This is a genomic window from uncultured Cellulomonas sp., from assembly GCF_963527515.1.
Classification (GTDB): domain Bacteria; phylum Actinomycetota; class Actinomycetes; order Actinomycetales; family Cellulomonadaceae; genus Cellulomonas.
Genome location: NZ_CAURTV010000061.1, coordinates 1 through 21,169, shown reverse-complemented (window position 1 = coordinate 21,169; position 21,169 = coordinate 1). Strand labels below are relative to the sequence as shown.

General features: G+C 73.8%; 23 protein-coding genes. 10 read left to right on the top strand and 13 right to left on the bottom strand.

Going from position 1 to position 21,169, the window contains the following annotated elements:
• The coding region (locus RYN42_RS13615; protein WP_315096965.1) for a hypothetical protein at positions 1–295 on the bottom strand (295 nt) is incomplete at its 3' end.
• 15 nt (positions 296–310) lie between these two features.
• Positions 311–1,234 (bottom strand): pseudouridine synthase, encoded by a 924-nt coding sequence (locus RYN42_RS13610; RefSeq protein ID WP_315096964.1) that lies wholly within the window; start codon positions 1,232–1,234, stop codon positions 311–313.
• Positions 1,235–1,391: 157 nt separating this feature from the next.
• On the opposite strand from RYN42_RS13610, the gene RYN42_RS13605 reads away from it, so the two are divergent.
• From RYN42_RS13605 to RYN42_RS13585, 5 genes are read left to right on the top strand one after another with little or no spacing between them, the layout of a single operon-like run.
• Positions 1,392–2,300 (top strand): ATP-binding cassette domain-containing protein, encoded by a 909-nt coding sequence (locus tag RYN42_RS13605; RefSeq protein ID WP_315096963.1) that lies wholly within the window; start codon positions 1,392–1,394, stop codon positions 2,298–2,300.
• A complete protein-coding gene (locus RYN42_RS13600; protein WP_315096961.1) occupies positions 2,297–3,139 on the top strand; it encodes an ABC transporter permease subunit in 843 nt (280 codons plus the stop codon). Before RYN42_RS13605 ends, RYN42_RS13600 begins: the two co-directional genes overlap by 4 nt.
• Before the next feature lies 1 nt (position 3,140).
• Positions 3,141–3,926 (top strand): hypothetical protein, encoded by a 786-nt coding sequence (locus RYN42_RS13595; protein ID WP_315096959.1) that lies wholly within the window; start codon positions 3,141–3,143, stop codon positions 3,924–3,926.
• 36 nt (positions 3,927–3,962) lie between these two features.
• Positions 3,963–5,312, top strand: coding sequence for a histidine kinase (locus tag RYN42_RS13590; RefSeq protein WP_315096957.1), 1,350 nt, complete (start codon positions 3,963–3,965; stop codon positions 5,310–5,312).
• Entirely contained in the window at positions 5,309–6,016 is a 708-nt protein-coding gene (locus tag RYN42_RS13585) for a response regulator transcription factor (protein ID WP_315096956.1), read from the top strand. Before RYN42_RS13590 ends, RYN42_RS13585 begins: the two co-directional genes overlap by 4 nt.
• Here the strand turns inward: RYN42_RS13585 and RYN42_RS13580 are convergent.
• The 5 genes from RYN42_RS13580 to RYN42_RS13560 all read right to left on the bottom strand — a co-directional run bounded on the left by RYN42_RS13580 (position 5,976) and on the right by RYN42_RS13560 (position 12,056).
• Positions 5,976–6,878 (bottom strand): siderophore-interacting protein, encoded by a 903-nt coding sequence (locus tag RYN42_RS13580; RefSeq protein WP_315096969.1) that lies wholly within the window; start codon positions 6,876–6,878, stop codon positions 5,976–5,978. The genes RYN42_RS13585 and RYN42_RS13580 overlap by 41 nt on opposite strands.
• An 86-nt stretch (positions 6,879–6,964) precedes the next feature.
• Positions 6,965–9,070, bottom strand: a complete 2,106-nt coding sequence (locus RYN42_RS13575; RefSeq protein WP_315096954.1) for an iron ABC transporter permease — start codon at positions 9,068–9,070, stop codon at positions 6,965–6,967.
• 3 nt (positions 9,071–9,073) lie between these two features.
• Positions 9,074–10,054: an iron-siderophore ABC transporter substrate-binding protein gene (locus tag RYN42_RS13570; RefSeq protein WP_315096952.1), complete on the bottom strand. Its 981-nt coding sequence runs from the start codon at positions 10,052–10,054 to the stop codon at positions 9,074–9,076.
• 33 nt (positions 10,055–10,087) lie between these two features.
• Positions 10,088–10,909: an ABC transporter ATP-binding protein gene (locus RYN42_RS13565; protein WP_315096950.1), complete on the bottom strand. Its 822-nt coding sequence runs from the start codon at positions 10,907–10,909 to the stop codon at positions 10,088–10,090.
• Between the two features lie 58 nt (positions 10,910–10,967).
• The gene (locus RYN42_RS13560; RefSeq protein WP_315096948.1) at positions 10,968–12,056 is read right to left on the bottom strand and encodes a VIT1/CCC1 family protein; all 1,089 of its coding nucleotides are present in this window, start codon (positions 12,054–12,056) and stop codon (positions 10,968–10,970) included.
• Between the two features lie 144 nt (positions 12,057–12,200).
• Between RYN42_RS13560 and RYN42_RS13555 the strand changes: the two genes are divergently transcribed.
• Positions 12,201–12,614 carry an ATP-binding protein gene (locus RYN42_RS13555; RefSeq protein WP_315096946.1) on the top strand — a complete coding sequence of 138 codons (414 nt, stop codon included), beginning with the start codon at positions 12,201–12,203 and terminating at the stop codon, positions 12,612–12,614.
• Here RYN42_RS13555 and RYN42_RS13550 read toward each other — a convergent pair.
• Entirely contained in the window at positions 12,598–13,179 is a 582-nt protein-coding gene (locus RYN42_RS13550) for a hypothetical protein (protein WP_315096945.1), read from the bottom strand. The genes RYN42_RS13555 and RYN42_RS13550 overlap by 17 nt on opposite strands.
• 107 nt (positions 13,180–13,286) lie before the next feature.
• On the opposite strand from RYN42_RS13550, the gene RYN42_RS13545 reads away from it, so the two are divergent.
• Both RYN42_RS13545 and RYN42_RS13540 read left to right on the top strand, forming a co-directional pair.
• A complete protein-coding gene (locus RYN42_RS13545) occupies positions 13,287–14,492 on the top strand; it encodes a histidine kinase (RefSeq protein ID WP_315096943.1) in 1,206 nt (401 codons plus the stop codon).
• Positions 14,489–15,142, top strand: a complete 654-nt coding sequence (locus tag RYN42_RS13540; RefSeq protein WP_315096941.1) for a response regulator transcription factor — start codon at positions 14,489–14,491, stop codon at positions 15,140–15,142. The genes RYN42_RS13545 and RYN42_RS13540 overlap by 4 nt, the downstream gene beginning before the upstream one ends.
• Positions 15,143–15,147: 5 nt before the next feature.
• On the opposite strand, the gene RYN42_RS13535 is transcribed toward RYN42_RS13540, so the two are convergent.
• From RYN42_RS13535 to RYN42_RS13515, 5 genes are all read right to left on the bottom strand, one after another.
• Entirely contained in the window at positions 15,148–15,513 is a 366-nt protein-coding gene (locus RYN42_RS13535; protein ID WP_315096939.1) for a hypothetical protein, read from the bottom strand.
• 13 nt (positions 15,514–15,526) lie between these two features.
• Entirely contained in the window at positions 15,527–16,513 is a 987-nt protein-coding gene (locus RYN42_RS13530) for a TIGR03557 family F420-dependent LLM class oxidoreductase (RefSeq protein WP_315096937.1), read from the bottom strand.
• Between the two features lie 38 nt (positions 16,514–16,551).
• Complete coding sequence (locus tag RYN42_RS13525; RefSeq protein ID WP_315096935.1) at positions 16,552–17,649, bottom strand: Gfo/Idh/MocA family oxidoreductase; 1,098 nt, start codon at positions 17,647–17,649, stop codon at positions 16,552–16,554.
• A 38-nt stretch (positions 17,650–17,687) separates the two neighbouring features.
• Entirely contained in the window at positions 17,688–19,334 is a 1,647-nt protein-coding gene (locus RYN42_RS13520; protein WP_315096933.1) for an ABC-F family ATP-binding cassette domain-containing protein, read from the bottom strand.
• 76 nt (positions 19,335–19,410) lie between these two features.
• Entirely contained in the window at positions 19,411–20,256 is an 846-nt protein-coding gene (locus RYN42_RS13515) for an SDR family oxidoreductase (RefSeq protein ID WP_315096931.1), read from the bottom strand.
• Between the two features lie 138 nt (positions 20,257–20,394).
• On the opposite strand from RYN42_RS13515, the gene RYN42_RS13510 reads away from it, so the two are divergent.
• Both RYN42_RS13510 and RYN42_RS13505 read left to right on the top strand, forming a co-directional pair.
• Positions 20,395–20,733, top strand: a complete 339-nt coding sequence (locus RYN42_RS13510; protein WP_315096967.1) for a helix-turn-helix domain-containing protein — start codon at positions 20,395–20,397, stop codon at positions 20,731–20,733.
• Positions 20,734–20,912: 179 nt separating this feature from the next.
• On the top strand, positions 20,913–21,169 hold a 257-nt coding region (locus RYN42_RS13505; protein WP_315096929.1), incomplete at its 3' end, for a hypothetical protein.

Below are 21,169 nucleotides of genomic sequence, written 5' to 3'. Positions count from 1 at the left end.
GAGCAGGCGCGGGAGCGCGCTGGACGGACACCGGACCCGCTACCTCGAACCCGCGCTTGCGCAGGACCGTCGACGCGGTCCCGCGGACCTCGTCGGCACTCGCGAGCCGGCCGGTCGCGTACCGGTGCGCGACGCCCAGGATGGCCGTCGAGTCGTAGCTGCGACCCTCGTGCACCAGCGGGTGGCCCGAGGGCGCGAAGCCGTAGACGCCGAGGAAGTCGTCGCCGCCGCGGGAGTCGTACTCCGCGATGGCCTGGAGGATGTGCTGCCGGGTGACGGCGGAGAACGTGGCCACGAGGACGAGGGTACGTCAGCCCTCCGCCGCCAGCGGGAGCCTGCGGACGCTGCGGAAGTGGCGCGGACAGCCGTCGACCGGGTCGGTGAACGCGAGCTCGCCGGCGAGCAGCTGCAGCGGTCGGCTGAAGTCGTCCACCTCCACGTCATGCACCACCGGGTACAGCGGGTCGTCCACGATCGGGATGCCCAACCCGTGCAGGTGCACGCGCAGCTGGTGGGTGCGGCCCGTGCGGGGCGTCAGCCGGTAGACCCCGCGGCCGTCCACCACCGACTCCAGCTCGACGAGCGTCTCCGCGTTGACCGGGGCGCCGGGCACCACCTCCGCCTGCCACGAGCCGCGCTCCTTGTGCAGGTGGTTGCGCACCACGACCGGCAGGACCAGGTCGTCCCGCAGCGGGGCGAGCGCCCAGTACGTCTTGGCGACCTCGCGGTGCTCGAACAGGGACTGGTACGGCCCGCGCCACCGCGGTTCGGTCGCCAGCATCAGCAGACCGGACGTGACCCGGTCGAGTCGGTGCAGCGGCGACAGGTCCGGGAGGCCGAGCTCGTCGCGCAGCCGGACGACGACGCTCTGCACCACGTGCCGGCCACGCGGGATCGAGGAGAGGAACGCCGGCTTGTCGACGACCACCAGGCGCTCGTCGCGGTGGACCACGTGGATCGGCGCGGTCACCTCCGGCTCGTCACGCAGGTCGCGATGGAACCACACGAACCGGTGCGGCGCGTACGGGTCCTGGGCGCGGACGGCCCGGCCGTCCTCGTCGACGAACCGCTCGCCCGCCAGCATGGCTGCGACGTCCACGTGCTCGGGCAGCCGATGCCGGAGCCAGTCGCCCATGGTCGACCACTCGTCCGTGCGGGAACGGTCGCGATCGGGGGTGCGCAGCCGCGCGGCGTCGAGGCCGTGCCGGGCCGGCAGCGGCGATCTGGGGGGCACCTGCCCGATGGTACGGGCGGGCCTCGTCCTTCAGGAGGAGAGGCCCGCGCTCTCGATCTCGGCCGCTGGCAGGTTCTGACGCCCGACCGGTCTCCCTAGCGTCGATGACGGCAGCCACGAGGACGGGCCGCCGACGGACCGCGACGACGGGAGAGTCATGATCGAGGTGGACGCGCTGACCAAGCGCTACGGGACGGCCACGGCCGTGGACGGGTTGAGCTTCACGGCTCGACCCGGGACGGTCACGGGGTTCCTGGGCCCGAACGGTGCCGGGAAGTCCACGACCATGCGGATCATCGTGGGGCTCGAACGCGCCACCTCCGGGAGCGCGACCGTCGACGGCCGGCGGTTCGCCGACCTGCCCGCACCGCTGCACGCCGTCGGCGTCATGCTGGACGCGCGGTCCGCACACCCCGGGCGCACCGCCTACCGGCACCTGCTGGCGCAGGCGAGGACCCACGGGATCTCCCGGGCCCGCGTGCAGCACGTGATCGCGATGACCGGGCTCGAGTCCGTGGCCGGGCGCCGGGCCGGGACCTTCTCCCTCGGCATGGGCCAGCGGCTCGGGATCGCCGGGGCGTTGCTCGGTGACCCTCGGACGCTGATCCTCGACGAGCCGGTGAACGGGCTCGACCCCGACGGCGTGCTGTGGGTGCGTGCGCTGGTGCGTGACCTCGCGGCCGAGGGGCGGACGGTGTTCCTCTCCTCCCACCTCATGCACGAGCTCGCGCTGTGCGCCGACCGGGTCGTGATCATCGGCCAGGGCAGGCTGCTGGCCGATGCGCCGGTGACGGAGATCGTCGAGCGCTCCGCGCGCGCGGGTGTCGTCCGCGTCCGCACCCACGAGCCCGAGCTGCTCGCCCGGGCTCTGCTCGAGCTCGGGGCGGAGGTGGAGTCGAACGAGCCGGGCACCCTCCAGGTGCGCGGCACGACCGTCGACGAGGTCGGAGCGGCCGCGGGTCGCTGCGGAGCCGTCGTGCTCGAGCTCTCGACCGACGGCGGCTCCCTCGAGGACGCCTACCTGGAGCTCACCGCCGCCTCGGTCGAGTACCGGGGCACGCGATGAGCGCGACGACCGTGCCCGGCCGCGGCGCGACGCTGCCGACGTTCTCGGGTGTCCTCGCCTCCGAGTGGACCAAGATCACGAGCCTGCGGTCCTCCTCCTGGCTCGCCGCCCTCACGGTCGCCGCGTCCGGTGCCCTCACGTACGTCGGCGCCACGGCCTCGTCGGTGGACCCGGGATTCCAACCCCTCGGCTCGCTGACCGACGGGGTCATGCTCGGGCAGGTCTTCCCCCTCGTCCTCGGAGTGCTCGTCGGGACGGGCGAGTTCAGCACGGGCACGTTCCGCGCGACCTTCACGGCGGTGCCGCGGCGGCTGCCGGTCGTGGCGGCCCAGGCGCTCGCCACCGGTGCGTTCGCGCTGCTCGTCGCCCTCCTGTCGGTCGGCGCTGCCGTGCTCGGCGTCCTGCCCGCGGCCCGCTCCCGCGGGATCGCCCTCGACCTGGGCGTGGACGCGACGCCGCAGGTCATGGTCGGCATGGTGCTGTTCCTGGTCGGCCTCACCCTGCTGGGGCTGGCGATCGGCGCCCTCCTGCGCCGCTCGGTGCCGGCGGTCACCACCGCAGTCGTCCTGGTGCTCGTGCTCCCCATCGTGCTCACGCTCGCGTCCGACGTCGGCACCTCGCCGCTGGCACAGGAGCCGTCGGGGCTGTCCGTGGTGGACACCGTCACCACCTTCCTCCCCTCCGGAGCAGGCTGGCTGCTGATGATGCCGTCCGACGGCACCGGCTACGACGGCGCACCGAACCTCGGTCCCTGGGGCGGAGGGCTGGTGCTCCTCGCCTGGATCCTCGGTCTGCTCGCCGTGGCCGCGGCCAGGCTGCGCACCCGGGACGTGGTGTGACGTGGCGGGACCAGTCACGACCGGTCGGGTGCTCGCGGCGGAGTGGACGAAGCTCACCGGCCTGCGCTCGTCGCTGTGGGTAGGGCTGAGCACCGTCGCCGCGGCGGCCTGCCTCGCGTGGGCCCTCGGTCTGTTCGTCCGCGCCGCCGACGGGCACGTGGCGGCGACCGTCGTCGCGTCCGGGTACCTGCTGGCGCAGCTCGGTGCCCTGGTCCTGGGCGTGCTCGTCGGCACGGGCGAGTTCGTCGCCGGCACGTTCCGGGCCACGTTCACGGCGGTCCCGAGGCGGCTGCTGGTGCTCGCGGCCCAGGTGCTGGTCACGGCGGCCGTCGCGCTGGTGACGGCCGTCGCCGCACTGTTGGTGTCGCTCCTGGTCACCACCGGCCAGCGGTCCGCCCTCGGACTCACGATCGACGTGGCCGACCCCGAGACGCTGCGTGTCCTGACCGGATACGTGCTCTACCTGACGGGCGTCGCGCTGCTCGGGCTCGGGCTCGGCGCGCTGCTGCGTCGCCCGACCGGGGCGCTCGTCTCGGGGGTGATGCTGCTCGTCGTGATCGACCAGGTCCTGGTGACGAACCCCGGGCGCCTGACGGACACGGCGCGGGCCCTCCTGCCCGGGTCCGCGACCCGCCTGCTCCAGGACGACTCGCGACTGGCCACGCTGGACGCGACGACCCTCGGCCCGCACCTGGGCCCGTGGGGCTCCGCCCTGGTCCTCGGCGTGTGGGTCGTCGCCCTGCTCCTTGCCGCCGGCTACCGGCTGCGTCGACATGACCTCGCCTGAGCCCGCCGACGAGAACCGGATGGGAGAGTGAGCGCCATGCCCACGACTGGCACGGTCGAGCCCTACGTGCTCACGGAGGCTCAGGTCCGGCGACGCGGGCCTGTGGGACGCCTGGTCACCGCTCGTCCATGGATCGCCGGAGCGGCGCGGACGGTGCTGCTGCTCCTGCTCGGGACCGTCACCGTGACCCTGGCTGCCTGGACGGTGCAGGCGTGCATCAGCCTGGGCCTGTACGCGCCGGACACGCCGGCCTCGTCCACGGTCCCGCTGGTGTGGATCGCCGGCACCGTCCTCGGAGCGCTGCTCCTGACCTGTCGGCGGCGGTGGCCGCTGGGCGTGACCGCGGCACTCACTGTCCTGGCGCTCGGCTCGCTGGTCACGGCGGGGGTCCTCGGTACCACCGGGGTGTGCCTGGCGTTCGCGCTGTTCACCGTCGCCGCCACCCGCCCGGCGCGGACCGCGTGGACTGCGCTCGCGGTGGTGTTCGTCGTCGTCTCGGTCGCGCTGTGGCAGTGGCAGGACATCGGCCTGGCCGAGATCCTGCTCTGGAGCAACCTTCCGCCGATGGACGGGGGACCCTACTTCCAGCTCACCGAGCCCGAGTTCTCCGCCGGCCGCAGGTCGGCGTCGGTGTCCCTCCTGCTCGCCCTCCTGCTGCTCGGTGTCGCGGCCGGTTCCGCGGCGCGCGCCAGGTGGCTGCACGCGCACGACCTCGTGCAGCGGTACGAGGCGATCGCCCGGGACCGCGACCAGAGCGCCGCCCTCGCCCGCGCCGCCGAGCGCGCCCGCATCGCGCGGGAGATGCACGACGTCGTCGCGCACAGCGTGTCCGTCATGGTCGCGCTGTCCGACGGGGCCGGTGCCGCGTTCGATCGCGCCCCGGACCGCTCGCGTGAGGCGATGCGCGAGCTCTCCCGCACCGGCCGCGAGGCGCTGTCGGACATGCAGCGCGTCCTGGGCGCCCTCGACCCCGGCGAGGACCAGGCGACGGAGATGGACCTGGCGGCCGTCGTGGAACGCTTCCGCACCGCGGGCGTGCCCGTGACCGCCACAGGTCTCGACGACCCGCTCCCCCGCGACACCGCACTGCGGCTGGCCGTCCTGCGCATCGTGACGGAGGCCCTGACCAACGTGCTCCGGCACGCCGTCGGCACCGCGTCCGCCGAGGTCGCCGTGCGCCGCAGCGCCTCGGCCGTCGAGGTGGAGGTCCTCGACGCCGGCGGCACCCGACCCACCACCAGCGAAGGTACGGGCCGGGGGCTCGTCGGCATGCGAGAGCGCGCCGCCCTGCTCGGCGGCCACGTGGACGCCGGCCCGCGACCGGGCGGTGGATGGCGCGTGCGCGTCGTCCTGCCGTGGTCCGACGACGACGGAGACCCACGATGACCACCGTGCTGCTCGTGGACGACCAGGCGCTCCTGCGCATGGGCTTCCGCCTCGTGATCGAGTCCGAGCCCGACCTCCAGGTGGTCGGTGAGGCCTCGGACGGCAGGAGCGCGCTCCACCAGGTCGCGGCCCTCGCGCCGGACGTCGTCCTCATGGACATCCGCATGCGGGGGATGGACGGCATCGAGGCCACCCGGCGCCTCGTCGCGGAGCACCCGGCGGCCCGGGTGCTCGTCCTCACGACGTTCGACGTCGACGAGTACGCGTTCGCGGCCTTGCGGTCCGGTGCCAGCGGCTTCCTGCTGAAGAACGCCCGGCCGGAGGAGCTCGTCGACGCCATCCGCACCGTCGCGTCGGGGAGCTCGGTCGTCGAGCCGCGCATCGTGCGCCGCATGCTCGACCTGTTCGCGGCGCACCTGCCCACCGCCACCGACGACACCTCACCCGACGGCCTGAGTCCCGTGCTGCGCACCCTCACCCCGCGCGAGCTCGACGTCCTGCGCTGCGTCGCCGAGGGGCTGTCCAACGCCGAGATCGCCGAGCGGTTCACGCTGTCCGCGACGACGGTGAAGACCCACGTCGGCAACATGCTGGCCAAGCTCGGGGTGCGCGACCGCGTCCAGGCCGTGATCGTCGCCTACGAGAGCGGCCTGGTGGGGCCGGTCAGTTCGCCTCGGAGCGTCCCGCGCGCCAGTACCCCATGAACGCCACGGCCTTGCGGTCCACCCCGCACTCGGCCACCAGGTGCCGGCGCAGGGTCTTGATGACCGCGGCCTCCCCGGCGAGCCAGGCGTAGAGCGCCGCGTCGGCCCGCAGGGGTGCACCGGTCGCGTCGACCGGCACCTCCCACAGCATCCCGGCGTCGACGTCCACGTCCTCCAGCTCGACGTCCGGTGAAGGCGCCTGACCGGGCAGCAGTCGCGCGCACGCGGCCTGCACGGCCGGGACGAGCAGCTCGCCGTGGGCGCGGCCGTCGCGCCCGTACCAGCGGACGGTCACGCCGGCGGGCGCGTCCAGGGAGAGACGGTCACCGGACAGCGGCATCTCGATCAGGGCCTCGCCGCGGGCGTCCGCGGGCAGGCGCTCGAGGATGCCGGCGATGGCGGGCAGCGCGGTCTCGTCACCGGCGACGAGCAGGCGGTCGGTGTGCGCCGGGGGCACGAAGTCGACGCCGCCGTGCGGCCCGTCCGCGTCCGCGTTGGGGCCGAGGATGACCAGGTCGTCGCCGGGGACGGCGGACAGGGCCCAGCGGGAGGCGGGGCCGAGGTCGCCGTGCAGGACGATGTCCACGTCGACCTCGCGGCGGTCCTGCCGGACACCGCGGGCGGTGTACGTGCGGATCGGGTGGCGCTTGTCGTCGGGCATCGCGCGCCAGCGGCCGTACCAGTCGGCGCTCGCCTCGAGGCTGAGGAGCTCGTCGTACGGGGAGTTCTCCAGCGGGAGGAAGAACTTGATCCGCTGGTCGAAGCCGTTGTCGGCGAACCGGTCCAGGTCGTCGCCCGTGAACGTCACGCGCAACACGCTCGGGCACATGGTCTGCACGGCGGCCACCTGCACCGCGAACATGCGGAACGGCAGCGCGGGGGCCTCCACGGATACGGTCACGTCGCTCAGGGTAGAGGAAGGTGAGGCTGTCCTCACAACCGTCTTCGTCACAGTGCGCTCCTTCGGGTCCGCCACAGCAGGGAGATGAAGTACGGGGCGCCGATCAGGGCGGTCAGCAGCCCGGCCGGGATCTGCGCGGGTGCGATCACCGTGCGGCCGAGGGTGTCCGCCACGCTGACCAGCAGCGCACCCAGCAGGGCTGCCACCGGGACCACCCGGGTGTGCGAGGCGCCGACCAGCGAGCGGGCCAGGTGCGGCGCGATCAGGCCGACGAAGCCGACGACGCCGACGGCCGACACGGCGGCCGCGGTGAGCAGCGCGGTGACGACCAGCAGCCCGAGCCGGGTCCGCTCCAGCTGCACGCCCAGCACGCGGGCCACGTCGTCGTCCACGGAGAGCACGTCGAGGTCCCGACGCCAGCGGACCACCAGCGGGACGAGCACCAGCAGGGCGACCGCCACCGGCCACACCTGCGCCGCGGTCCGCCCGTACGTGGAGCCGGACAACCAGGTGAGGGCCATCGTCGTGTTCCACGGGTTGGTCAGGACCACGAGGAGCGTGATGAGGGACGTCGCCACGGCCGAGACACCGATGCCGACGAGCACGAGCCGGTCCGAGCTGAGCCCGCGCCGGTTGGCCAGCGCGTAGACCAGCGCGAACGCGACCAGCGCACCGGCGGCGCCGGCTCCCGAGACCACCCAGAACGGCGCCCCGGGGAACAGGACGATGGCGAGCACCGCGCCGACGCCCGCACCGCCGGTGATGCCGAGCAGCCCCGGCTCCGCCAGTGCGTTGCGCGCGACCGCCTGGACCGTCGTGCCCGCGACGCCCAGCGCGGCACCGGCCAGGACGGCGGCGAGCACGCGCGGCGTGCGCTGGTCCAGCACGAACGAGACCTGCCGGCCGCTCACCCCCGCGAACCAGTTGGCCACGTCGCCCAGCAGCAGCAGGCGGTCGCCCAGCAGGAACCCGGCGACGAGCGCGGAGCCGAGGGCGACGACGAGCACCATGAGGACCACCGCCACGCGGCGGCGGGACGCGGGATGGGCGCCGACCGATGCCGTGCTGCGGGCCGGGCCGAAGTCGCGCAGCCGGCGGGCCAGCCAGACCATCACGGACGCGCCGAACAGGGTGGTGACGATGCCGGTCGGGATGGCGACGCCCGCGACGCCGGGGACAGCCAGGCGGAGCAGGACGTCGGCGCCGAGCACGACGATGCAGCCCGCGAGCGCGGCCAGCGGCAGCAGCAGCCGGTGCCGCGCGAGGCCCGGGACGCGCCCCGCGACCAGCCGCGCGATGACGGGTGCCGTGAGTCCGACGAAGCCGATCGGGCCGGCGACCGTGACCGCGAGCGCGGCGAGCAGCACAGCCAGCAGGACGGTGACGACGCGGGTGCGGCGGACGTCCAGGCCCAGGACGGACGCGGTGTCGTCGCCGAGCGCGAGGACGTCGAGGCGTCGGGACCAGACCACGAGCACCAGGCCGGCCAGCAGCACGACCGGCGTCGCCTGCGCCACCTTGGACGTGCCGGACTGCACGATCGAGCCCTCACCCCAGGCGAACATCCCCGTCGTCTCCTGCTCGAACAGGAGCATGAGCAGGATGGTCAGGGACGAGAGCGCCAGCATGGTCGCCGACCCCGCCAGCACCAGCCGGGTCGGCCCCTCGGCGCCGCCGCGCGCGATGGCCAGCACCAGTGCCGAGGCCGCGAGGCCGCCGACGAAGGCCAGCGCTCCGTTCACCGCGAACGGGAGCGCGATGCCGGTCACGGCGGCGAGCACCACGGTGAAGTAGGCGCCGGCGTTGACGGCGAGCGTGTCGGGCGACGCCAGCGGGTTGCGTGCCACCGACTGCAGCGCGCTGCCGGACAGGCCCAGCGCGCTGCCGACCAGCAGGGCCGCGAGCACCCTCGGAGCGCGGGACGCGACCAGCACCGCGAGGGCCTCGTCGTCACCCGAGCCCGTGAGCAGGCCGAGCAGGTCACCGACGCCGATGCGGGAGGTGCCGAGGGTCAGGTCGACGAGCGCGAGCAGCACCACCGCGGCGACCGCGGCGAGGAAGACCGCGACGATCCGCCCGGGCCGCGTCCGTCGGCCGGCGGGGTCCGCAGCGAGCGCTGCAGACCCCGCCTGCGGTGGTGCGTGGACCGTCATGCGTCAGGCGGTCAGTGCTGCGACGGTCGCATCGATGAACGCCGACGCCGACTCCGGGCCGCCGAACATCCAGATGCCGTCGGGCAGGCGGGCGGTCTTGCCACCGACCACGAACGGCAGCTGCTCCCAGATCGCGTTGCCGGTCAGCCCGTCCTTGAACGCGTCGCCGCCCTCGGCGTCGTTGCCGACGTAGAGGAAGTGGACGTCACCGAGGCCGGTCAGGCCCTCGACGTCGGTCTGCGCCAGGCCGTAGTCGGGGTCGCCCTCGCCGGCCCAGGCGTTGGTCAGGCCCAGCTCCTTGGCGACGCCGCCCAGGAACGAGCCCGGCGTGTACATGCGGATGGAGACCGCGCCGTCGGCGAGCCAGCCGTCGGCCATGGTGAACTCGGCACCGGCCAGCCCGGCCTCGTCGAGCTGCGACTTGGCGTCCTCGACCTTGGCGTCGAAGTCCGCGAGCGCGGCCTCCGCGGCATCGGACGTGCCGGTCGCCTCGCCCAGGATCTCCAGGGTGCTGCGCATCTTGCCGATCGGGTCGGACGCGTCGGAGCCGCGCAGCGCGATGACCGGGTACTCGGCCTCGATCTGCTCGATGACCTCGGCCGGCAGGTCGGTGGTGGTGACCACCAGGTCGGGCTCGAGGGCGGCGATGGCGTCCAGTGACGGCTCGCCGCGGAAGCCGACGTCGGGCGTCGAGGCGTCCAGCGGCACGACGGTGGCCCAGGTGTTGTAGCCGGCGACGTCTGCGGCACCCGCCGGGGTGACACCGAGGGTGAGCAGGTTCTCGGTCAGGCCCCACTCCAGGGACACGACCTTGGTGGCCGGACCGTCGAGCTCCACGGTGCCGCGGTCGTCGGTGACGGTGATCGGGCCGCCGGCGGCAGAGCTGGACGACGTCGGCTCGTCGGCTGCGTCTTCTGTCGTGCCGCACGCGGTCAGCAGCAGGGCTGCCGCGGCGAGCAGGGCGGGGAGGGCTGTCTTGCGCACAGGGGTGTCCTCAGGGTTGGGGTGTGCAGGGGGTCAGACGGTGGTGAGGTGGAAGCGGTGGGTGTGCTTGCCGACCGGGCGGGTGCGCACGCGGCCGGTGTGCTCGTCGCGCTCGACGTCGATGCGGATGCCGTACGTCTCGGTGAGCGCGTCGGCGGTGAGCACCTCGTGCGGGCGGCCCGAGCCGACGACCACGCCCTGGCGCAGGAGCACCACGTGGTCGGCGACGGCGGCGGCCTGGTCGAGGTCGTGCAGGACGACACCGACGGCCACGCCGTGGTCGTCGGCCAGGTCCCGCACCAGGTCGAGGATCTCCACCTGGTAGCGCAGGTCGAGGTAGGTGGTCGGCTCGTCGAGCAGCAGGACGCCCGTGTCCTGCGCCAGGCAGGTGGCCAACCAGACGCGCTGCAGCTCCCCGCCGGAGAGCTCGTCGACGCCGCGCTCGGCCATGGCGGCGACGCCGGTGACGTCCATCGCCCACGCGATCGCGCGGGGGCCGTCGGCGTCGTTGTGGCGCCAGCGCCCGCGGTACGGGTGCCGGCCGTAGCCGACGACGTCCCGCACGCTGACGCCCGAGGGCGTGGGCCGCGACTGGGACAGGAGCGTGACGCGGCGGGCGAAGTCCTTGGCCGACAGGGTGTGGGCGTCCGGGACGTCCGGGAGGCTGACCGTCCCCGTCTGCGGGGCGTGCAGCCGGGCCAGCGCCCGGAGCAGCGTCGACTTGCCGGAACCGTTGGGGCCGATGAGCGCGGTCACCTGCCCCGGCTGCAGGCGCAGGTCCGCCGACGTCACGACGACGGTGCCGTGGTACGCCAGCGTGAGCTCGGCTCCGCACAGGGCATCAGGGGTGGTCACGGTGTGAGGTTAGCCTGCACTAAGTAAGGCAAGGCAAACATCGCTCACATGATGAACGTCACACCGTGGCGCCGAAGGCCAGACCCAGCAGGTAGGTGGCGGCGGCAGCCCCGTATCCGATGGCCAGCTGGCGCAGCGCGCGCTTGACCGGTGACGCGCCGGAGAGCACCCCCACGGTCGCGCCGGTGCCCAGCAGGGCGAGCCCGACGAGCACCGACGCCCACACGACCGCGGTGAGGCCCTCGGCGCCCAGCAGGTACGGCAGGACGGGGATGGCGGCGCCCGACGCGAAGAAGCAGAAGCTGGCCGCCGCGGCGCCGACCGCGGTGCCGACGGACTCGTGCTCGTCGACCTCGACGGTGGTCGCCGTCGCCGGCGCCGGGTCGCCCAGGGTGCGGAGCCGCTCGTCGGCCCTGGCCTGCGCCTCCGCGGGCTGCATCCCCCGGGCGCGGTAGACCAGCGCGAGCTCGTTCGCGTCGACGTCCAGGTAGGGCAGCGCCGCGCGGGCCGCCTGGCCCGGACGGGACGCCTCGAGCAGCTCCCGCTGCGAGCGGACCGACACGTACTCCCCCGCGGCCATCGACAGCGCACCGGCCAGCAGTCCGGCCAGGCCCGTCAGCAGGACGATCGACGTGGCCGCTCCGCTGGCGCCGATGCCGAGCACGAGCGCGAGGTTGCTCACGAGCCCGTCGTTGGCGCCGAACACCGCCGCGCGGAACGTGCCCGAGATGCGGTTGCGCCCGCGGGTGGCCAGGCCGCGCACGACCTCCTCGTGGATGGCCTCGTCGGCCGCCATCGTCGGCGTCGCGTCGGCGTTGTCGTCGTAGACGGACCGCGCCTCGGCGCGCTGGGCGAGAGCCAGGACGAAGACGGAGCCGAACCTGCGGGCCAGCACGCTGAGCACCCGGGTCCGGACGTCACCGCGGCGAGGCTTGCCGACGTCGTCACCGAGCAGGTGGAGCCAGTGCTGCTCGTGGCGGCGCTCGGCGTCGGCCAGGGCGAGCAGGATCTCGCGCTCCTCGCCGGCGCGACGCGACGCGATGTCGCGGTAGACGGCCGCCTCCGCGCGCTCGTCGGCGAGGTACTGGCGCCAGCGGCGCACCTGGGCGCGCGTCGGCGACTGACGTGCGGTGTCGGGAGGTGGCACCCCTCCATCGTCGCAGCCGTCCGGGGGGCAATCCGCCTCCAGGGACGTGTTCAGGTTGCCGAATCATCGGATGTGAACGACCGTGGCGGGATCCGACGGGCACCCGTTCCGGGTGTCGAGCTCGTTCTCTCTGGGAGGGTCCCGATGTATGCCGAGACCGCCGTGGCGCCCGCGCTCTCCGCGATCGCGCCCACCCGGCACTGGGCACGGGAGCGCCTGACCGAGGCAGGCGTCGACGACGGCCGCCTGGAGCTGCTGGTCCTGCTGGTGAGCGAGGTGGTCACCAACGCCGTCGCGCACGCGGACCCGCCGGTCACGCTGCGGGTGCACGTCGACGACCAGCGCACACGCGTCGAGGTCACCGACGGCGTCCGCGACGTGCCCGTGGTCCGCGACCCCCCGCCGACCGCGCTCGGCGGGCGCGGCGTGATGTTCGTCGACCGGCTGGCCAGCAGCTGGGGCACGTGCGAGGAGGAGGGCGATGCGGCCAAGGCCGTCTGGTTCGAGCTCCGGCACGACGACGTGAGCGAGCTGCACCGGTTCACCGGCGAGCGCTGAGCCCCTCGGACCTCGCGCGCGACGACACCTCGGACCAGAGGGGCCCGAGCACCAGCCAGCCGACGAGCACCGTCGTCGCGCGTCCGGCCCACCCCAGCAGCACCTCGCGCTGCGCCGGTTCCGTCGCGATCACCATGAGCACCGCCAGCACGCCGCAGGCGACCGCCCACGCGACAACCACTCGCGCCCACAGCCGCCACTCGTAGCTGCGCGCGGCGGCGCGCGTCCGGGGACGTTGCTCCGGCTCAGGCCCGCCGGCGAACCGGTGGGCCACCCACGCGTCGACCCGGTGCACGGTCAGCCTGCCGAAGCCCACCGTGAATCCCAGGTACAGGGCGGCGAGCCCGTGCGTCCACGTCGGCTCCGCGCCGCGCAGCAGGTCGCCCACCGTCGCGACCAGCAGGATCACCTCCAGCAGCGGCTCGCACAGGAGCAGGACGGTGGACGTGCGGCGCAGGTGCAGGGCGTAGCGGGCGACGACGGCGGCGGCGAGGAACACCCAGAACGCGATCTCGCACGCGACGACGAGGGCGGCGACGGGGTTCTCACGGATGGCCTCGATCATGCGCCCACCGTCGCCCGCCGGCCCGCCCTGCCGCGTCCGGCGTTCCGCTATCGCGGCTACATCCTTCGGACGACCACTGCTGCAGGGTGGTGTGCTGGGATGAGCGGATGGGGCGACTGCGCGCGCTGGGGCAGGACGACCGGGTGGTCGCGCTCGCCCTGGTCCTGCTGGGCGTCGTCCTGGCGATGATCGGACTGTCCGGCCGGCCGCCCGACCTCCTCGACGGCACGGTCGTCGAGCGGTACGCCGTGTGGTGGCACCTGCTGATCCTCGGGTGCGCCGCGGCGGCGCTGCTGGCCAAGCGTTCCCACCCCGTCCGGACGCTCGTCGTGGTCGCGGTGCTCGCCGCGCTCGACGGGTTCCTCGGCGGGGGGATCGCGATCTTCGTCGTGCTGTTCGACGCCCTCTACACCGCAGCCCTGATCACGTCGCCCGCGGTCCGGCGGCGCATCGTCGCGGCGGTGGTCGTCGTGAGCGTCGGCGGTCCGGTGGCGATGGTGGTGACCGGGAGCGCGCCGCGGGACGCCGTCGTGATGTTCCTGCAGGCCGTGGCCCTCTACGGCACCCCGCTGTGGTGGGCCTCCGACGTGCGGCAGCGCACCGAGCTGGCGGCGCTGGAGACCCGGCGTGCGGACCTGGAGCGCGAGCGCGCCGACCTGGCCCGGGAGGTCGCCGCGGACGCGCTCCGGATCGCCGAGCTGGACCGCGAGTCGGCGGTGCGCGAGGAGCGAGCGCGGATGGCCCGGGACCTGCACGACGTGGTCGCCGGGCACCTGTCGGCCGTAGCGATCCACACGGAGGCCACGCTGACCGCTGCCGACACCTCGCGGGACCGGGACACTTTGCGGGCCGTGCGCGCGGGGGCGCTGGACGCGCTGGCGGAGATGCGGTCGATGATCCTGGTCCTGCGCGGCCGGCCCGACCCGGTCACCGCACCCGCCGGCCTCGCCCGGCTGGACGCGCTCGTCGCGGCCGCGCGGTCGGCCGGTCAGGAGGTGGTCGTCGTCGGCGATCCCCCGGACCCGCTCCCCGCCGCGACCGACCACGCGGCCTTCCGGATCGTGCAGGAGTCGCTGACCAACGCCGCCCGGCACGCCCCCGGGTCGCCCGTGGAGGTCACCGTCGGCGGCCGGGACCGCGTCGAGGTCGTCGTGACGAACCCCCTCGGGCGCTCCGGCGCGCCCCCGCTGAGCACCGCCACCGGCCTGCTCACCATGCGGGAGCGCGCCGAGGCCCTGGGCGGCACGCTCGACGCCGGCCCGTCGGACGGCCGGTGGGTCGTCCGCGCGTCGCTGCCGAGGCGGGCGTCATGACCGACGTGCGCGTGCTCCTGGCCGACGACCACGGCGCGATCCGCGCGGGGCTGCGGCTCATGCTGGAGAACGCCGACGGGATCACCGTGGTCGGCGAGGCGGCCGACGGCGCCGCTGCCGTGGCGAACGCCCGCGCGCTACGGCCCGACGTGGTGCTGATGGACATCCGGATGCCCGGCATGGACGGCATCGCGGCCACCCGGGCCATCGTGTCCGAGGGTCTCGCCGACGTCCTCGCTCTGACCACCTTCGACCTCGACGAGTACGTCCGCGGGGTGCTGGCCGCCGGTGCGGTGGGGTTCCTGCTCAAGACCGTCGGAGCCGCCGAGCTGGTCGACGCCGTCCGTCGTGTGGCCGCCGGCGACGGTGTGCTGGCCCCCGAGGTGACCAGACGGCTGCTGGCCGACCTGGTCGCCGCCCACGCGCCCGCTCCCCCTCCGACGCCTGGTCTGGATGAGCTCACCGCCCGCGAGCGCGACGTCCTGGCGTGCCTGGGGGCCGGGATGTCGAACTCCGACATCGGCCGGGCGCTGGACATCAGCGAGGCCACCACGAAGACGCACGTCACCCGCGTGCTGGCCAAGCTCAGCTGCACGTCCCGGCTGCAGGCGGCCCTGATCGCGGTGGGTGCGGGCGTGGTGTGGCGCTGAGCCGCTCAGTCCTCCCACGGTGGGGTGTCGTCGAGCTTCTTGTAGTACTTCGCCAGGTGGCTCTTGATGCGACTCCGGTCCTTGTCCGGGACGTCGACGCCTCCGCGGGAGCCCTGCATCACGGCGGCGGCCGCGAAGACGCCGCGCGGCACCGCCTTCAGGCGCCCGTCGATCACGTCCGCGATGAGCAGCTTGTACGCGGTGAAGTTGTCCTTGTTCTCGGCGTCGTACCAGACGTGCGCGTCCCGGTACTTCTCGTTGGGCTCGTCGTCGGCCTTGGCCCAGGCCCGGACGCGCTTCTCGGCGGCGTCGCCGTCCCACGAGCGGTCGCGGTCGGCCAGCGGGAGGTCGCCGAATGCGGTGACAGCCATGTGCGGACTCCTCTCAATCGGTGGGTGCTGCGGCGCGGAGCTTGTCCAGCAGGGGGCCGGCCGCCTGGTCCAGGAACTGCTGCTGCTTCTCGTCACCGACCTGCACGATCGCGATGTCGGTGAACCCGGCCTCCCAGTAGGCGGAGACCGCCTCGACGACGGCGTCCAGGTCCGGGCCGCACGGGATCTGCTCGGCGACGTCGGACGGCCGGACGAACTGGCTGGCGGCGTCGAACGCCTCCGTGGTCGGCAGGTCGGCGTTCACCTTCCAGCCGCCCGCGAACCAGCGGAACTGCTCGTGGGCGCGAGCGACCGCCGCCTCCTCGTCCGGGTCCCAGCTGATCGGGATCTGGCCGATCTTGCGCGACTCGGGCAGGGCGTGGCCGCGGGCGTCGTCCCACGCGCGGATGGCGTCGGCGTCGGGCTCGACCGCGACCAGGTGGTCGACCAGCTGCGAGAACCGCTGGATGGAGTCGGGCCCGGAGACCGCGGCACCGATCTGGATCGGGTCGTCCGGGAGGTCCCAGACCTTGGCGGAGTCCACCTGGAAGAAGTCGCCGGCGTAGTTCACGCGGTCACCGGTGAGCAGCTCGCGGATGATCTCGATGGCCTCCTCGAGCATGTCGTGGCGCTCGCCCACCGCGGGCCAGCGCTCCCCGACCACGTGCTCGTTGAGGTTCTCCCCGGCGCCGACGTTGAGCTGGAACCGACCGTCGGAGAGCACCCCGAGCGTCGCGGCCTTCTGCGCGACGACGGCTGGGTGGTACCGGAGGGTCGGGCAGGTCACGTAGGTCATGAGCTCCACGCGCTCGGTCGCCTGGGCGACCGCGCCCAGCATCGTCCAGGCGTGCGGTGCATGACCCTGCGCGTCGAGCCAGGGGAAGTAGTGGTCGCTGGACACCTCGAAGTCGAACCCGAGGCGCTCGGCGGCGATGGAGTAGCGGACCAGGTCCTTCGGTCCGGACTGCTCGGTCATGAGGGTGTAGCCGAAACGGGTCACCGACCGACCGTGTCATTGGGTCGGCGTCCGCGCATCCGCTACGCGTCGGCCCACGCCTCCCGCGCGGTCCGGACGGTCTCGCCGGTGCGCGCCGCCTCCTCGATGGCGAGTCCGAGCAAGTGGTCCTGGCAGCCGTCGGCGAGCGGGTACGGCGGCGGGCCGTCGCCGCGGACCCAGGCCCCGGTGTCGTCGAGCAGCGCCGCGACCGCGATGTCGTCGTCGGCCAGCCGGGCGCCCTGGAAGGCGTTCCGGTACACGACGCGGCCGTCGAAGCTCAGGTGCTCGAGGTCGAACCCGTCGAGGTTCTGCTCCAGCCCGGTGACCCGGCGGACGATCGGCGACGTGATGACCGTGCGCTCGTCCACGAGGCGCGTGACGGCGTCGTCGACGATCTCGCCGTGCGAGCCGCGGACGACGATCCGGTTGGTGCGCAGCGGGTTGTGCCACTGGTTGTCGGTGAAGTCGTAGAGGCCGCTGCGGCCACCGCCGAAGTCGAGCGTGGCCAGGATGTTCCAGGCGTCGACCGGCTCCGTGGCACCGGTCCAGCCGTCACGCCCGAGCGGCCCGACCAGCGGTGCGGTGACCGTCGAGGCCCGCACGACGACCTCTCCGCGGCCCGCGTCGAGCAGCCGCCGCATGAGTCCTACGGCGTGGTACAGATGCGTCGAGGAGATCTGTACGCTCGTCGGCCGACCGATGGTCTCGGCGTCGACGACCGCGATCCGGGCGGCGTGCGAGGGCATCGACGGGCTGTGCTCGGCCACCTGGACCAGGCCCGACGAGCCGACCTCCGCCCAGAGCTCGCGCAGGCCGGCGGCGTCCGGGGCCGGGGGGGTCTCGGCGAGCACGGGAATGCCCAGCGACACCAGCTCGGCGGTCGCCTCGGGGGTCACGGGCCACGGCACGGAGACGACGACGAACTCGGGCCGGTCGGTGCTCGGTCCGACGGCGGTGACGAGCTCCTCGATGGTCCGCACCGTCGGCACACCCCAGTCGTGCTCGACCTGCGCGCCGCGCTCCGCCGACCGCGTCACCACCCCGACGCACTGGAACCGCTCGGGCATCAGGCGCGCCATCCGGACGAAGAACTCCGCCCGCCACCCGCTGCCGACCACGCCGAACCTGATGGGAGCCATGGAACCGTCCTCGTCGTCGGATTGCATCCGCGTCGACCCTAGTCCGCTGTGACCTCGGTGACCTGGCCGTCCTCGACGTGCAAGCGGCGGGTCAGCCGGACGGTCTCCAGCATCCGCCGGTCGTGCGTGACCAGCAGGATCGTCCCCTCGAAGCTGTCGAGCGCCTGCTCCAGCTGCTCGATCGCGGGCAGGTCCAGGTGGTTGGTCGGCTCGTCCAGCACGAGCAGGTTCACGCCGCGAGCCTGCAGGAGCGCCAGCGCGGCGCGGGTCCGCTCCCCCGGCGACTGCGACGACGCCGGCCGGTGGATGTGGTGCCCGCCCAGGCCGAACTTGGCCAGCAGCGTCCGGACGTCCGCGGTCGGCCAGTCCGGCACCTCGCGCGAGAAGGCGTCGACGAGCGGCTCGTCGCCCTCGAACGCACGACGCGCCTGGTCCACCTCGCCGACCAGCACGCCCGAGCCGAGGTCCACCGCACCGGTCGTCGGCTCCAGGCGGCCCAGCAGCAGCGCGAGCAGCGTCGACTTGCCGGCGCCGTTCGGACCCGTGACGGCGACGCGGTCCTTCCAGTCGAGCTGCAGGTCGACCGGTCCGAGCGTGAAGGCGCCGCGGGTCACGGTGGCGTGCCGCGCGACCGCGACGACGGAGCCCGAACGCCCGGCGGTGGCGATGCTCATCTGCAGCTGCCACTCCTTGCGCGGCTCCTCGACCACGTCGAGCCGGGCGATCATCTTGTCCGTCTGCCGCGCCTTGGCGGCCTGCTTCTCGGACGTCTCGCCCCGGTGGTGCTTGACGTGCTTGTCGTTGTCGGAGGCCTTGCGGCGCGCGTTGCGCACGCCCTTCTCCATCCACGCGCGCTGCATCCGGGCGCGCGCGTTCAGGGCGTCGAGCCGCGACGAGTACCCCTCGTACGCCTCCCGCGCGCGACGCCGGGCGATCGAGCGCTCGTCGAGGTAGGAGTCGTAGCTGCCGCCGTAGGTGGTGACGCGCTGCAGGCTCCGGTCGATCTCCACGACGGACGTGACGGTGCGGCTGAGGAACTCGCGGTCGTGGCTGACGACGACGATCGCGGCCTCCGAGCGGTCCACGAACTCCTCGAGCAGGTCGAGGCCGGCGGCGTCGAGGTCGTTGGTCGGCTCGTCGAGCAGGTAGACGTCGTAGCGGGACAGGAGCAGCGCGGCGAGACCGACGCGGGCCGCCTGACCGCCCGACAGCGCGGTCATCGGGTGGTCGAGGTCGACGGTGAGGCCGAGGTCGTCCGCCACCGTGCCGAGCCTCGCCTCGAGGTCGGCGCCGCCGAGAGCCAGCCAGCGTTCGAGCGCCTCGGCGTAGACGTCGTCGGCACCGTCCTGGCCAGCGCCGAACGCGTCCGCGGCCGCGTCGAGGTCCCGCTGCGCGTCGGCGACGCCGGTGCGGCGCTCCAGGTGCGCGCGCACCGACTCGCCGTCGAGCCGCTCGATCTCCTGCGCCAGATAGCCCAGCTGCGCGTGGGCGGGCGAGACCGCGACGCTGCCGGAGTCGGGCTGCCGACGACCGCCGAGGATCCGCAGCAGCGTCGACTTGCCGGCGCCGTTGGGGCCGACGAGGCCGATGACGTCGCCGGGCGCGACGACGAGGTCCACCCCGGAGAAGAGCTCGCGATCGCCGAAGCCGGCCCCGACTCCCTTGGCCTGCACTGTGGCGCTCACGCGGTCATTCTCCCTGCTGCGGACCACTGGTGATCACGCGGAGGGTATGCGGGCGCCCCGGTCCAGCGCGTCCTGTTCAGCGGTCGAGCGCCGCCCGCAGGCCGTCCACCAGCGGGGTCGTCGGGCGGCCGATCAGCGTGCGCAGGTCCGGCGTCGCGTCGGCCAGGTCGCCGCGGCGGATGTCGGCGTCGAGCGTCGTGACGAAGCCGGCCGTGCCTTCGTCCAGACCGGCGTCGAGCAGGATCGCGCGGTGCTCGTCGGACGTGAGGTGCTGCGCCTCGACGGGTCGGCCCAGCACGGCGGTGGCCGCGTCCGCCAGCTCGTCGAACGTCCAGGCGATGTCCCCGGAGAGCTCGTAGACGCGACCGTCGTGGTCGCCGCCGAGCAGCACCGCGGCCGCACCGGCGGCGAAGTCCTCACGCGAGGCGCTGGCGACGCGGCCGTCACCGGCGCTCGTCAGCAGGACCCCCGTGGCCCGCGCCTGCTCGAGCGCGCCGACGTAGTTCTCCGTGTACCAGTTGTTGCGCAGGATGGTCCACGCCAGCCCCGAGCCGCGCAGGTGCTCCTCGGTGGCCTTGTGCTCGGGCGCCACGACCAGGCCGGTCGTGTCGGCGTGCGAGGCGCTGGTGTAGACGAGGCGGCGGACACCGGCGGCCCGGGCGGCGTCGATGACCCGCGCGTGCTGAGGGATGCGCCGGCCGACCTCGCTGCCCGAGACGAGGAGCACCGTGTCCGCGCCGGCGAAAGCGGCCTCCAGCGACGCGGTGTCGTCGTAGTCCACCCGTGCGGTGGGAACGCCCAGGTCCTGCGCGGTGCGCCGGCCGCCCGCGACGATCTGGTCGGCGGGCATCCCGCCCCGGAGCAGGTGCTGGACGACGTGACGGCCGAACGGGCCGGTGGCGCCGGTGACGACGACGGACATGAAGGTTCCTCTCGGAGGCGGGACTGTCGTGGGCCGCAACCCTCGGCCGTCGCGGGACCTTCCCGGTCGTGGGTACCCACTTTCGCGTAGGGTACGCACGTGACGGTAAGCAGCGAGGTCAGCGTCCTGCAGCGGCTCATGACCGACGGAGTCCTCTCCTCGGCGTGCCCGTCCCGGGTGGTCCTCGACCACGTGTCCAGCAAGTGGGGCGTCCTGCTGCTGGTGGCCCTGTCCGAACGCACCCTGCGGTGGGGCGAGCTGCGCCGGGTGGTGGAGGGGATCAGCGAGAAGATGCTGGCGCAGACACTGCGCACCCTCGAGGCGGACGGCATCGTGCACCGTGAGGTGACCGGCACCGTCCCCCCGCGCGTCGACTACTCGCTGACCCCCCGCGGCTCGGAGCTGGTGGCCCGCCTGCTGCCGCTGATGGAGTGGATCGTGGACAACGCCGACGACATCGTGACCGGCCGGGCCTGACCCGCGCCATCCTGGCCCCGGACGTCACCCCGGGCTTGCTCGTCGCCTCGCGCGTGCTGCTGGGTTCCACCAGACGTGTCACGGTCCGCGACTGAACTTCCGACGCGCCCGTGCCGACTAGAAGAAGGGGCTCCGAGCGCGGGGCTCTGCCTACCTGACGACTTCGAGGAGGACGTGCCGTGCCCACGCCGAACGACGCGTTGCACGCCGCCCTCATCTCCCGCCCGCAGCAGACCGCGCAGGAGCTCGCGCAGGGCCTCGTGCTCGCCGGGCACCCCGGCCTGACGGAGCCGCAGGTCGAGCAGCTCCTGCACCGCAACCCGCGGCTCCGCTGCGACACGAGCACCCCGCCGCGGTGGCGCGCGCTGGGCTCGGGCCAGCCGGGAACGCTGCGGCAGGTCCCGACGCCGCACCACGCCGCGCCGCACGTCCCGGC

Bases quoted from the DNA above. Each gene is read 5' to 3' on its own strand.
- RYN42_RS13605 (WP_315096963.1), top strand. From the start codon at position 1,392: ATGATCGAGGTGGACGCGCTGACCAAGCGCTACGGGACGGCCACGGCC.
- RYN42_RS13600 (WP_315096961.1), top strand. From the start codon at position 2,297: ATGAGCGCGACGACCGTGCCCGGCCGCGGCGCGACGCTGCCGACGTTC.
- RYN42_RS13590 (WP_315096957.1), top strand. From the start codon at position 3,963: ATGCCCACGACTGGCACGGTCGAGCCCTACGTGCTCACGGAGGCTCAG.
- RYN42_RS13585 (WP_315096956.1), top strand. From the start codon at position 5,309: ATGACCACCGTGCTGCTCGTGGACGACCAGGCGCTCCTGCGCATGGGC.
- RYN42_RS13580 (WP_315096969.1), bottom strand. From the start codon at position 6,878: ATGTTCGCGGTGCAGGTGGCCGCCGTGCAGACCATGTGCCCGAGCGTG.
- RYN42_RS13575 (WP_315096954.1), bottom strand. From the start codon at position 9,070: ATGACGGTCCACGCACCACCGCAGGCGGGGTCTGCAGCGCTCGCTGCG.
- RYN42_RS13555 (WP_315096946.1), top strand. From the start codon at position 12,201: ATGTATGCCGAGACCGCCGTGGCGCCCGCGCTCTCCGCGATCGCGCCC.
- RYN42_RS13550 (WP_315096945.1), bottom strand. From the start codon at position 13,179: ATGATCGAGGCCATCCGTGAGAACCCCGTCGCCGCCCTCGTCGTCGCG.
- RYN42_RS13545 (WP_315096943.1), top strand. From the start codon at position 13,287: ATGGGGCGACTGCGCGCGCTGGGGCAGGACGACCGGGTGGTCGCGCTC.
- RYN42_RS13540 (WP_315096941.1), top strand. From the start codon at position 14,489: ATGACCGACGTGCGCGTGCTCCTGGCCGACGACCACGGCGCGATCCGC.
- RYN42_RS13535 (WP_315096939.1), bottom strand. From the start codon at position 15,513: ATGGCTGTCACCGCATTCGGCGACCTCCCGCTGGCCGACCGCGACCGC.
- RYN42_RS13525 (WP_315096935.1), bottom strand. From the start codon at position 17,649: ATGGCTCCCATCAGGTTCGGCGTGGTCGGCAGCGGGTGGCGGGCGGAG.
- RYN42_RS13515 (WP_315096931.1), bottom strand. From the start codon at position 20,256: ATGTCCGTCGTCGTCACCGGCGCCACCGGCCCGTTCGGCCGTCACGTC.
- RYN42_RS13510 (WP_315096967.1), top strand. From the start codon at position 20,395: ATGACCGACGGAGTCCTCTCCTCGGCGTGCCCGTCCCGGGTGGTCCTC.